Annotated in this window: 12 protein-coding genes and 1 tRNA gene; 8 read left to right on the plus strand and 5 right to left on the minus strand. The window is 60.9% G+C overall.

Going from position 1 to position 11,383, the window contains the following annotated elements:
• Positions 1-158 precede the first annotated feature (158 nt).
• On the minus strand, positions 159-749 hold the full coding sequence (gene aat / locus AAF555_05490) for a leucyl/phenylalanyl-tRNA--protein transferase (GenBank protein MEM6911020.1): 591 nt from the start codon (positions 747-749) through the stop codon (positions 159-161).
• A gap of 27 nt (positions 750-776) precedes the next feature.
• On the opposite strand from aat, the gene coaD reads away from it, so the two are divergent.
• The 6 genes from coaD (at position 777) to AAF555_05520 (ending at position 4,235) form a co-directional block, all read left to right on the plus strand.
• Entirely contained in the window at positions 777-1,265 is a 489-nt protein-coding gene (coaD, locus tag AAF555_05495) for a pantetheine-phosphate adenylyltransferase (protein ID MEM6911021.1), read from the plus strand.
• Positions 1,262-1,765 carry a hypothetical protein gene (locus AAF555_05500; protein MEM6911022.1) on the plus strand — a complete coding sequence of 168 codons (504 nt, stop codon included), beginning with the start codon at positions 1,262-1,264 and terminating at the stop codon, positions 1,763-1,765. The genes coaD and AAF555_05500 overlap by 4 nt, the downstream gene beginning before the upstream one ends.
• 12 nt (positions 1,766-1,777) lie before the next feature.
• Entirely contained in the window at positions 1,778-1,960 is a 183-nt protein-coding gene (gene rpmF / locus AAF555_05505; protein ID MEM6911023.1) for a 50S ribosomal protein L32, read from the plus strand.
• Between the two features lie 80 nt (positions 1,961-2,040).
• On the plus strand, positions 2,041-2,577 hold the full coding sequence (locus AAF555_05510; GenBank protein ID MEM6911024.1) for a hypothetical protein: 537 nt from the start codon (positions 2,041-2,043) through the stop codon (positions 2,575-2,577).
• 10 nt (positions 2,578-2,587) lie between these two features.
• Positions 2,588-3,484, plus strand: coding sequence for a fructosamine kinase family protein (locus tag AAF555_05515; GenBank protein ID MEM6911025.1), 897 nt, complete (start codon positions 2,588-2,590; stop codon positions 3,482-3,484).
• Between the two features lie 4 nt (positions 3,485-3,488).
• A complete protein-coding gene (locus tag AAF555_05520; protein MEM6911026.1) occupies positions 3,489-4,235 on the plus strand; it encodes a glycosyltransferase in 747 nt (248 codons plus the stop codon).
• On the opposite strand, the gene AAF555_05525 is transcribed toward AAF555_05520, so the two are convergent.
• The 4 genes from AAF555_05525 to AAF555_05540 all read right to left on the minus strand — a co-directional run bounded on the left by AAF555_05525 (position 4,212) and on the right by AAF555_05540 (position 10,088).
• The gene (locus AAF555_05525) at positions 4,212-5,087 is read right to left on the minus strand and encodes a hypothetical protein (GenBank protein ID MEM6911027.1); all 876 of its coding nucleotides are present in this window, start codon (positions 5,085-5,087) and stop codon (positions 4,212-4,214) included. The two genes, AAF555_05520 and AAF555_05525, sit on opposite strands and share 24 nt — an antisense overlap.
• 480 nt (positions 5,088-5,567) lie before the next feature.
• Complete coding sequence (locus AAF555_05530) at positions 5,568-6,845, minus strand: hypothetical protein (GenBank protein ID MEM6911028.1); 1,278 nt, start codon at positions 6,843-6,845, stop codon at positions 5,568-5,570.
• A gap of 205 nt (positions 6,846-7,050) precedes the next feature.
• On the minus strand, positions 7,051-8,769 hold the full coding sequence (locus AAF555_05535) for an Hsp70 family protein (protein MEM6911029.1): 1,719 nt from the start codon (positions 8,767-8,769) through the stop codon (positions 7,051-7,053).
• A gap of 32 nt (positions 8,770-8,801) precedes the next feature.
• The gene (locus AAF555_05540) at positions 8,802-10,088 is read right to left on the minus strand and encodes an argininosuccinate synthase (GenBank protein ID MEM6911030.1); all 1,287 of its coding nucleotides are present in this window, start codon (positions 10,086-10,088) and stop codon (positions 8,802-8,804) included.
• An 85-nt stretch (positions 10,089-10,173) separates the two neighbouring features.
• Here AAF555_05540 and AAF555_05545 point away from each other — a divergent pair, with 85 nt between their 5' ends.
• Both AAF555_05545 and AAF555_05550 read left to right on the plus strand, forming a co-directional pair.
• Positions 10,174-10,926, plus strand: a complete 753-nt coding sequence (locus AAF555_05545; protein MEM6911031.1) for a sulfite exporter TauE/SafE family protein — start codon at positions 10,174-10,176, stop codon at positions 10,924-10,926.
• A 68-nt stretch (positions 10,927-10,994) separates the two neighbouring features.
• Positions 10,995-11,071, plus strand: a tRNA-Met gene (locus AAF555_05550).
• Positions 11,072-11,383: the final 312 nt, after the last annotated feature.

The following is an 11,383-nucleotide window of genomic DNA, read 5'->3' on the forward strand; positions in this document are numbered from 1 at the left end:
GTCTTTTGGACAAAATCGAAAGCCAGGCCTTCCCCCGCCTCCGAATCGATCGACCACCCCCAAACCGGCCAAGAAGCGTTTCAAAGAGCCTCTCCCTCGACTCCCCTTCCCCTTGGGAGCCAAAGCGTTGGCCAGGCTGCTAAAAAGAGGGCCTCGTGTCAGCCAAAGTGGCAATCCAGTCGGATGGCGGCGGCCAAACGGCTCAGGTATTGGCGCCGCTTGATGCCCTCGGCACCGAACGTCTCCAGGTGAGGGGTGGTCCACTGGGTATCCAGGAGAACGAATCCTCGCTCACGCAAGCGCTCGACCAGCGCCACCAGGCAGCATTTGGACGAATCCGTCTTGCGGCTAAACATGCTCTCGCCAAAAAAAGCCCCACCCAAGCTCACTCCATAGAGCCCTCCGACCAACCCCTCCTCATCCCAAGCCTCCACCGAGTGGGCGTGCCCCAGGCGGTGGAGGGCCGTGTAGCTCTCAATGAGGTCGCCAGTGATCCAGGTCTCCGGCCGCTCGCCACAGCCATGCATGACTTGGACGAAGGCCTGATTGAAGGCGATCTCAAAAGGCCGCTTCCGCAAGGCCCTTCGCAAACCACGCGGGATATGAAAGCGCTCATCCAAAGGCAGCACCCCGCGCACTTCCGGGGAAAACCACCCGATCGAGCCATCTTCCATGCCCATGGGGAAGACCCCCTCCGCGTAGGCTGACAAGAGCACCTCAGGATCGATCACGGCATTATTCGGATGCATTCCCTTCGACCTGTCGAATGGTTTCCCATGCGAAAAGCCATCTATCCGGGCAGCTTCGATCCGGTGACTCGTGGTCACTTGGACGTCATCCAGCGCGCGGCCAAGCTTTTCGACGAAGTGGTGGTGGCCGTGGCCCGCAATGACCAAAAGCAGCCCCTCTTCACCACCGAAGAGCGCGTTTCACTCTTGGAGGCCAGCATCGACGGTGCCGCCAACATTCAGGTCATCGGCTTCGAGAGTCTTCTCATCGATCTCGCCCGGGAGCAGGGCGCCATCGCCCTCGTCCGCGGAATGCGAGCCGTCTCCGACTTCGAGTTTGAGTTCCAAATGGCCCTCATGAATCGGCATTTGGCCCAAGAAATCGAAACCATCTTCCTCATGCCTCATCAGGAGTGCATCTACATCAGCTCCCGGATCGTGAAGGAAGTGGCCCAGCTCGGCGGGGACGTCTCCGGCTTCGTCACGGAGCCGGTTCGCCAAGCCCTTCTGGAAAAATTCCACCCGCAGACCTCATGAAAATCAATTTGTCCGAGTTGCCAGAGGAAGGCCTCTCGCTCGAGGGAGAAACACCGGCCGAAGTTTTCGACATGCCGGAAAACGATGCCCGCCCCCTCAGCGGCATACGCTACCGCTTTCACGTGCGCCGGATCGAGAACACCGTCATCGCCCAAGGCGAGTTCTCCGCCTGCTTCCAACAAGACTGTGGTCGCTGCCTCGACCCTTTCAATCGCACCATCGAACTCTCCCCCCACCTGGCCGATGAAGAGGTCGGCGGCGAGGAAATCCTCGACTTGACAGAAAGAATCCGGGACGACATACTCCTCGCCCTTCCGACCTTCCCGCGCTGCGAGGAGGCCGACGAGGTTCGAGAGTGTCCCGCTCAGGGAAATTTCGAAATCGCCGCCGTAGGTGACATTCCCTTGCAAGAGGAAAGCACTGAAGGCGGTCCGTCCTCCGGCAACGTGTGGGACGCCCTCGATGGCTTGGAAGGAACCGAAACTGAATCTGATCGCTAATCTCTCTCCGCCATGGCCGCACCCAAACGCAGAACCTCCAAAAGCAAAGGCCGCATGCGCCGTGGGGCCAACCGCTGGCGCCGTCCGACCTTCAAAAGCTGTCCGGAATGCGGCTCAACCGTGCCTTCCCACATCGCCTGCCCCTCCTGCGGATTTTACAATGGTCGGCAAGTCCTGGACGTGGACGCCCTCTGATACCTGGTTCTCAGAAGGTCCTCTCTGGAAACTTTTGACCTTTGGCGAGGTTGGGAGAGCGTGTCGTTGAATCCACGCCCATGACCTCCCTTCGTTCTCTCTCCTCGTTCCTCCTTCTTTTCTCCCTCCTTCCGGCGGGGCTGATCCGAGCCCAAGAGGAGGACTCGGGCGTGTCGGATGACGCAGGGGCCCGCGCCTTTTGGGAATGCTCCCTTCCCTCGGGAGACTTCGTCGTTCACCTCTCGAAAATCGCCTCCATCAGCCTGCATGAATACCTCATCCCCGAAGCGGGCGTGCATGTGACGGAGGTGGATATCGACACCACCGGATCGGTCACAGCCCGCTTCTACTACATCGAGCCCTTCGAAGTCGACTCCCCCAGTCTCGGTGCCCAAATCCTCATCGACCGCACCCGCCAACTCTTGGAAACCGGGCAATCCCGCGCCAACCTCGATTCCGTGGTGGAAAGCGTCAAAAAGAACTACCCCACCACCACCCACGCCAAGACCGCCGAATACCAGCTGACCGACCGGGCCAATCTCCTGGCCCTCTACGAACACGCCCGCAAAGTCTGGATCAGCGGGCGGGGGCGGAAATTCTCGATCGAAAACTCCTAGCCGGTCCGCTGTGCTCGTGGACCCGGCCCTTCAGTCTCACCTGCTGGCCCGGTTTCAGGAAAACACCGGACAAGCGCTCTCCTCGCCCGAAGTCCGCTCGGTCAGCGGGGGCTGCATCCACCAGTCCTTCCTCTTGCGGAGTCCCGAGGGGGCCTTCTTTGCCAAAATCAACTCCGCTTCTTGCGCTCCCCTCTTGCAGGCTGAATCCGAGGGCCTGCGCCACCTGGCCACCACCAAAGAAATCCGCGTTCCCCGGGTCCTATCCCAGGGAACTCATGGAGAGCAGGCCTTTCTCCTTCTCGAAGCCCTCGATCTGGTGCCGCTGCGGGCGGGCCAAGCCAGCTTGGGGCGAAAACTGGCCGCCCTCCATGCTCACCAAGCGGCACGGCACGGTTTCCCGCAGGACAACTTCATCGGCGCCACCGCGCAACGAAACGCACTGGAAGAGAACTGGGCCGACTTCTTCACCCAACACCGCATCGAATTCCAAATCCACCTGGCCGAAAAGCATGGCTACCGCCTGGCGGACTCCCCTCGCGCCGTGGACCGTTTTCACCAGCTGCTATCCAGCCACCAGCCCGCCCCCAGCCTCCTCCATGGGGATCTCTGGGGAGGCAACGCCGCTGAACTGGCCTCCTCCCAGGAACCAGTGCTCTTCGACCCAGCCGTCTTCTATGGCGATCGGGAAACCGACCTCGCCTTCACTCGCCTCTTTGGCGGTTTTGAGGCCCGGTTTTATGCGGCCTACCAAGAGGCCTCCCCTCTTCCACCCGGCTGGCAAGAGCGATCCGTCCTCTACAATCTCTACCACCAGCTCAATCACTTGAACCTTTTTGGAGAATCCTATCTGCCCGCCGTCTCCCAGATCCTGGCGCGCTTGGCCCAGGCATCCTCCCTCCCCTCCTGAGCCAGTGTCGTCTCCCACTTCCACCGGATTGGTCATCCCCTGCTTTCGCGAAAGCAAGCGCCTCCCGAACTTCCTACCCCTCCTCTGCCAAGCCTTGGCCGAGGCCGAAAGCTCGGTCGCGATCCTGCTCGTCGATGATGGATCGGGCGAGCGGGAAGCCGAAAGTCTCTCCCGACTCGCGGAAAGGCTGCGGGCCACCTTCCCCGCCTTGCTCCCCCCGCTCCTTCTCACCCGGCACCAGGGAAAAGGAGCCGCCATACGGGCTGGCTGGGACCAGTTGGCTCCCAGCCACACCTGGCTGGCCTTCATCGATGCCGATGGCGCCGTCTCGCCGCGAGAACTTCTTCGCCTTCTCCAACTTCAAGGCACAGAGAGCGAAGCCATTTTCTCCTCCCGTCGGGCCCGCCCTCGCCGGAAAGTGGAGCGGGCTTTTGACCGTCGCCTCATGGGCCTGGTCTTCCACCTCCTCGAAAAACTCCTTCTGGACACCGGCCTGAGCGATACCCAATGCGGCTGCAAAATGCTCCCCTCCTCCCTCTGGCAAGCCCTCTCCCCCCAGGCCAGAGAGACCCAGTTTCTCTTCGACATCGAGCTAGCCATCCTGCTCCAGCGCGCCGGCGTCCCCATCCGGGAGGTCCCGATCGACTGGCAGGAAGTGGGCGGCTCGCGCTTGCACTGGAGTGAGCCCTTCCGCATGGCCGCCTCCCTCGGAGCCCTTCGCCATCGCCTACTCGGGCAGGAAAGGACCTGAGCCCTCCTCGTTCAGCACCCAGCTGAGAGCCAGGACCTCCTCGACCACCACCCGTTTGCCGGTTTCTCCAAGGGTCGTAACGTCTCGCGGATCGGGGGCGGGAAAACGCAGCCGGACGGTCACCGCCACCCAAGGGTCCTTCACCTCCCAATCGTCTCCCTGCTCTTGATCCAAAAAAAGAGCCTCCCTCAAAGAAGCCATCTGCGGAGAAGAGCGAGCGAGAAAACCAAAACAGAACTCGCTCTCGGGGGAAGGCGCGAACTTGAGACAGAGAAACTCTTCCTCCGGGAATTGGGTGGTCTCGATGGCGAGTCGCTTGGCCCAAACTCGGTAGACCAGCGACTCCGGCCTACGCTGAGAAATGAAAAGCGACCAAGGAATCGGCTCCTTCTGGACCGAGGCCTCCCAATCAACCTGGTAGGCCCCGGCCTCTTGCACCACATACACCCACCCCGCCTGACCCTGTGGCCCGGCCCAGCCAACCCGGAGAACCTCGGGGATCCCCGGCCGCTCCTCCACGATCGCCTGGATCTGAGGCTGACTCGTCCGCTCCAAAAGATTGCTCTTATAATAGCTCTCCATGGCCGGAATGAGAGAGACGCGATTGCGGACCACCTCGGCCCGTTCCCCCCAGGTCCTCGCCTGAAGGTAGCGCTGCACCAGCTCGATCACCCCATAGCGATCCACCAGGGCCCGCAGCGTCCGCTCATCGGTGGCCTCCCGAGCCAGAGGTCTCTCCTCTGGTTCCTGAAAAGAATCCCTCCCAAAACGCTCCATGCGCTCGGCCAACATTTGCCGCACCTCCCTGACCGTCATCGTCACGAAGCCCACCACCATGAGCGTCAGGGCCACCCCCTTCCAGGGCGGCTTCCGGCTCCGCGACCTGCCCCTCCGTTCTTGGCTCTTTCGGACGGATTTTCTCCGCCGACCACCGCCGGAGGAGGGCCCGACCGCCCTCTCAGGAGTGACCGCCCGCGACGCCGTTTCCCTCGCCTGCGGGAGCCTCGGAAAGCCTTCCTTTTGCTCCTCTTGCCGAGCAGGCTCAGAGGAAACCGTTTCAGAAGAAGGGGTGCCCGCCCTCACCTGCTCCTCCGCTTTCCGAACCGCCGCCGCAGGGAGGCTCATCCCACAACCACTACAGCTATAAGCCGTCTTGAGCGCCCCCGGCAAAATCGGATTGACCCGGCCACACCTGGGGCAAAGAACCAGCCCCGCCTTCGGTGCGCCCGAAGGAGAAGATCGGTCTGCTTCAGCATCCCAAGACGACATCGCGCCGCATCGAAACCCATTCCCTCCCGTCCTGCAATCCTCGAATCCCGGCCCTCCCCGGCCTCAGGGAGCCAACCAACCAAAGCGGACGAGATCGGTGATCACAGGCTGGGGCGGCCTGCCCTCCATGGAGCGAAAGCGCGCTCGCACCATCACGGGAACCTCGCGGGAACTCTCTGGCCCCACCACCATATTGGTCCAATGATCCCTCATTTCTTCGAAGGCGACGCTCCCCCGGTCGCAGTAGCCGATGGCTGAAACCTCATCGCGCTGGTCTCTCATCCGGAAAGCCAGCCAATCTTCCTCCCCGAAACCGTGATTGTAAAAATCATCCGGCCGGAGAATCACTCGCAAAAGCATCTTATCCTTCGGCTGATCTCTTAGGAACTCCTCCAGCAAGAGATCCCCCATTTCCACGAAGGCCTCCCACTCCAAAAGAAATCTTCCGCCTTCCTCCACAAAAGAGGCCCGCACCGGGCGATGCTCCTCATCGAAAGTGGAAACATGAAAGAAACGCTCTCCTTGGACCATTTCCACGGCGACCTGGTTTTTCTCCTGGTCACCGGGAAAACGAGAGAGCCCGCGAGGCGAGAAGCCACGCAGCGCATAAAAGCGCACCATGTGATCGCGAACCCGCTTCGGACTCCTCACATAAGCAAACTTTTCCCCCACCGAATCCGCCTTCAAAAAAGCCTCCAAGGGCGGCAGAATCTGCGCAAGCAGCTCCCGATTGGAGGGCAAGTCCGCTAGCTCGCCCGCCACGCCCCCCTCGGCCGGCCCTTCGGCCACATCACTCTCCTCGGCCGGTTTGGTCGAAAGCCTTTCCGGCAAGGTGACAAGCCCCAGCCCTAGCAAAAGAAAGAGTGCCATCCCCGAAAGCAGCCACTTCCCTCGACCGCGCCCCCATTTTCCCATGAGATCCGCCAGCGTCGGCCCCTTGCTCTCCGGATCCTCTCCTGGTTCCGGCAAAGGTAGCCTCTCTTTGACCCGTCGCTTCTCGAGCGGCGGAAGCGAGTCATTCGTTCGCAGCCGCAAGTTCCCCGCTCGAGCTGCCTCGGCCAAGCGATCGGCCGGCTCCTTCCCATCCGCCTCCAGCCGTCTCGGGCTGGGCAAAATCGTCCGACGCCCCTCAATGGCATATTCCGATTGAGGAAGAGAACTCTTCTCGTCCTCCCTCTCGAAGGCCGCCATCACCTCTCTCTCACTGCTTCCTTTCTCGGGCACCACCAAGGCCCGCTCACAATCAGGACAGACAATCTCGCGCCCGATCCCTCTGCTCGACACCACCAAAGGGCTCGCGCAGTGCGGGCAATTGAAAAAAAGATCCGTCTCGACGGTCATGGCCGGTAAAGAGGACTCACTTCAACAGCAGATCCTTAACACAAGCAAACAAATTACCAAACCACCCCAGTCATTGAGGAATGCCAGACTGACGCGAAAGGCACCGACTTCATATCCCTCGCACCCGAAACCCGAAACCCGAAACCCGAAACCCGAAAACTGAAAACTGAAAACTGAAAACTGAAAACTGAAAACTTAACTCAACTCAAACCCCCCTCCGAGCCAGCGCCTCCTCCATAGCCTTTTCTACCACTCGAGCCGCCAAGGCTTCCGTGGCCCGGTCCAAATCTTGAACCGCCGCCTTCAAATCGTTCGCCCTCCCCGCCCGCAGCGCCTCTTCCACCCGGCTTTGCGCTTCAAAAATTTCCCGCCCTTCCTCCTCCGGCAGCTCCTCGCCCACCACCGCCAGCGATTGCTCCACCGCGGGCAAAAGCTCCTCCGCTTTCAGGCGAGCCTCCGTCAGAATTCTCGCCTCAAAGTCCTCAAAGGCATGCTCCACACTCTCCTCCACCATCCGCTCCACTTGTTCATCTCCCACATCCACCGCGGCCGAATCGATCTCCAGCAGCGTGTCCTGGCCCGTTTGGGTGTCGCGGGCCAAGACCGTCAGGAGCCCATCCGCATCGATCTCAAACTGCACCCCCACCCTGGCCTGCCCGCGGGCGGCCGATCCGAAGCGCACATCCACCGTCCCCAACTCCCAATTGTCCGCCGCCAACTCCCTTTCTCCCTGTAGAATGCGCACCCGCATGGACTCCTGCCCATCGACGGCGTTCGTGAAAAGCTCCCCCGCCTTGCAAGGGATGGTGGTGTTGCGAGGGATGAGAACATTCATGAGTCCTCCCACCGTTTCCACCCCGAGGGACAAAGGCGTCACATCCAAAAGCGTCATCTTACGGAGCGTCCCGGAAAGCACCCCCGCATGAATGGTCGCCCCCAGAGCCACCGCCTCATCCGGATGCTGCGAAAGATCGGGTTCCCGCTCGAACCACTCCGCCACTCTTTCCCGCACCAAAGGCATCCGCGTGCTGCCCCCCACCAGCAGGACCGCTTGCAACTGACCGGCTTCGGTCTGGGCATCCTTGAGCGCTTGCAGGCAGTGACGCCGAGTCCGTTCCACCAGCGGACCGGCCAGCGCCGCCAAGTCTTCTCGACCCACCACCAGTTCCTGCTCCGTCAAGAAAGGCAGCCTGGCCACCGTCTGCCCTTGCTCGGACAGAGCCTCCTTGACCCGACGAGCCTCCGCCCGGACCCGGGCTTCGTCCGCCGACGAAAGTTTTCCCAAGGAAAGCGTGCGAGCCAAAAACTCTCCCAAAGCGGCATCGACATCGTCCCCGCCCAGCAGCGTGTCCCCACTGGTGGCCAAAACCTCGAAGATCCCGTCCCGCAACTCCAGCACCGACACATCAAAGGTCCCCCCACCCCAGTCATAGACCGCAATCCGCGACCTCTCCTCCAGCTTGTCTAAGCCATAAGAAAGAGCCGCCGCCGTCGGCTCGGCCAAAATGCGCTCCACCGAGAGCCCAGCCAATTCCGCCGCCCGCTTGGTCGCTTCTCGCTGGGCGTGATTGAAGTAGGCCGGCACCGTCACGACCGCCCGCTCCACCGCCTCCCCATCGAGCGCCTCTTCCGCCAAAACCTTGAGATGCCGCAGGATCTCAGCGCTCACCTCCTCCGGCGAATGCCCGGCCACTTCTCTGGCCGTCCCCATCAAACGCTTCACGGAGCTCACCACCCCCGCCGGCTGGACCGCGGCCAAGCCTTGCGCAGCCCGCCCCACCACCACTCCCTCATCAGTGAAGGCCACCACACTCGGCGTGATCCGCCGCCCCTCCCCATCCGCCAAAAGAATAGGGAAGCCACTATCCACCACCCCAATGGCCGAATGGGTCGTACCGAGATCAATGCCAGCGATCCGTCCCAAAACGATTGAATCTGAAAACTTGAATCTTGAAACTACTCTCCGCTCTGCTGCTTGGCCCACTGCTTCAGCCGGAGACCGTTCAAGCGAATGAAGCCCGTGGCATCGTTCTGGTCATACAGCTCCTCTCCGCCTCCTTCCATGGACGCGATGTCCTCGTTGTAAAGAGAGCGTGGACTGCGCCGCCCCGCATTCTGGACATTCCCCTTGTAAAGCTTCACCCGGACTTCGCCGGACACCTCCTTCTGCGTCTCCGCCACCAGCGCTTGGAGCGCCTCTCTCTCGGGCGCGAACCAGAAACCGTTGTAGACCAGCTGGGCATACTTGGGAATCAAGCTATCCCGCAGCTGCATCGTCTCTCGATCCATCGTGAGCAGCTCCAAATCGCGATGGGCCGCCATCAGAATAGTGCCCCCGGGCGTCTCGTAGACACCGCGACTCTTCATCCCCACGAAACGGTTTTCCACGATATCGATTCGCCCAATCCCATGCCGACCCCCCAGCGCATTCAGCACCCGCATCACCCCATAGGGGCTCAGCAAAGAATACTCACCCTGCCGCCCCTGGACCGGAATCCCCAGAAAGGACAAGAGTTCTTCCAGCCCTCCACAGGCCAGGCCGACACACTTTCCCTTCTCAAAAAGAAGCTGGAGCGACTCCGCCTCCTCGGGCGCCTCCTCGGGCGAAACCGAAAGCACATACATATCCCGATCGGACTCGCCCGTGGCATCGTGCCAAGGATCCTCCAGCACCCCACTTTCAAAACTAATGTGCAGGAGATTCCGATCCATACTGTAGGACTTGGCAGCGCTCGCTTGCACCGGAATCTTCTCGGCCGCCGCATACTCGATCATCTCCCTGCGACCGGGAAATTGCTCCCGGAAATCGGCCAAACGCCAGGGAGCGATCATCTCGATCTCCGGCGCCAAGGCAGCCGCACTCAGCTCGAAGCGGACCTGGTCATTCCCCTTGCCCGTGGCCCCGTGCGCGATGGCATCCGCGCCCTCCCGCCGCGCCACCTCGACCATCCCCTTCGTGATGCACGGGCGGGCAATCGAAGTCCCCAAAAGATAGCGCCCCTCATAAATCGCCTCCGCCTGCACCATCGGGTAAATGAAATCCCGGGCGAACTCCTCCTTGAGATCGCCGATGTAACACTTGCTGGCGCCGGTCGAAGTCGCCTTCTCCTCCAAGCCATCCAGCTCTTCGCCCTGGCCCACATCCGCGCAGTAAGCGATGACCTCCGCGCTGTAACGGTCCTTCAACCACTTCAAAAGCACCGACGTGTCCAACCCACCCGAATACGCGACGAGAATCTTCATGAGCCCTCATCCCTAGCCAGATCCCTCCGGAAGGAAAGGCGAATCTCCCGGTGGGCAGACGCCGCGAAGTGTGGTTGGGAAACCTGTGGTCGACCTTCCACTCGCACTCCTGGCCGCCTTCTGCATCGGCCTCTCCAAGACCGGCTTCTCAGGCATCTCCCTGGTGGCCGTCTTCCTCTTGGCAGAACTCTTCGGCGCCAAGGAATCCGTCGGGATCGCTCTGCCCATGCTCATCTTAGCGGACTTCCTCGTCTACCCCAGCTTCCACAAGCACGGGTCATGGAAAGAAGTCTGGCCCCTCCTCCCCCCCGCGCTGGCCGGGGTAGCGCTGGGCGCGCTCCTGCTCAATGCCATTGACAACCAAATCGCAGGCAAACTCATCGGAAGCATCATCGCCATCATGCTCGCCTCCCAGCTCTTCAAAAAGCGGCGACCGGACACCTTCGCCCGCTTGGCCGGATCGAAAAGCTTTGCCCTGAGCTGTGCCCTCTTCGGTGGAATCGCGACCGCCTTGGCCAACGCCGCTGGACCCATCATCTCGCTCTACCTCCTCTCTCGCAATTTCCTCAAACTGGACCTACTCGGCATCGGCGTTCGCTTCTTCCTCTTGATCAACCTCATCAAAGTCCCGCTTCTAGCCATCATTCCCTCACCCCGATCGGGAGCGGCTGGACTCATCAATGGCGAAACCCTCTGGATCAACCTCCAGCTGGCCCCGGCCATCCTAGTGGGAGTGGTCTTGGGGCGTTGGCTCATCGGAAAAGTCCCCCAAGCCGTCTTCGAATGGATGATCCTGGCCTTTGCCAGCCTGGGCGCCTTCAAGCTCCTTTTCTTCTAAAAACCACTTGCAGAAACCAGCACATCGGATAACTTGCGGGCCCGAAAACTCGGGACTCTTTCCTAAATCGCGGGGTGGAGCAGCCAGGTAGCTCGTCAGGCTCATAACCTGAAGGTCACAGGTTCAAATCCTGTCCCCGTAACCAATCTCCACCACAAAAGCCGTCTCTCACCGAGGCGGCTTTTTTGTATACATCACGGAAGGTTGCCCGGGCCGAAGGAGGTCGAAAAAGACCCAAAGCGACCTCACCTTCATCCCGCTCGAACCTCGAACCTCGAACCTCGAACCTCGAACTTCGAACCTCGAACCTCGAACCTCGAACCTCGAACTTCGAACTTCGAACCCCGAACCCCGAACCCCGAAACCCCGAAACCGCACACCCAACACCCACACCCAAACCCAGACAAAAGAAAAAAGAAAAAAAGAAAAAGAAAAAGACACACCAACAGCAAACCCC

This window comes from Verrucomicrobiota bacterium, from assembly GCA_039027815.1.
Lineage (GTDB): Bacteria > Verrucomicrobiota > Verrucomicrobiia > Verrucomicrobiales > JBCCJK01 > JBCCJK01.

What these genes read in the sequence shown, in the direction of transcription:
- aat (MEM6911020.1), bottom strand. Translation starts at nt 749, where the DNA reads ATGCATCCGAATAATGCCGTGATCGATCCTGAGGTGCTCTTGTCAGCC.
- coaD (MEM6911021.1), top strand. Translation starts at nt 777, where the DNA reads ATGCGAAAAGCCATCTATCCGGGCAGCTTCGATCCGGTGACTCGTGGT.
- AAF555_05500 (MEM6911022.1), top strand. Translation starts at nt 1,262, where the DNA reads ATGAAAATCAATTTGTCCGAGTTGCCAGAGGAAGGCCTCTCGCTCGAG.
- rpmF (MEM6911023.1), top strand. Translation starts at nt 1,778, where the DNA reads ATGGCCGCACCCAAACGCAGAACCTCCAAAAGCAAAGGCCGCATGCGC.
- AAF555_05510 (MEM6911024.1), top strand. Translation starts at nt 2,041, where the DNA reads ATGACCTCCCTTCGTTCTCTCTCCTCGTTCCTCCTTCTTTTCTCCCTC.
- AAF555_05530 (MEM6911028.1), bottom strand. Translation starts at nt 6,845, where the DNA reads ATGACCGTCGAGACGGATCTTTTTTTCAATTGCCCGCACTGCGCGAGC.
- AAF555_05540 (MEM6911030.1), bottom strand. Translation starts at nt 10,088, where the DNA reads ATGAAGATTCTCGTCGCGTATTCGGGTGGGTTGGACACGTCGGTGCTT.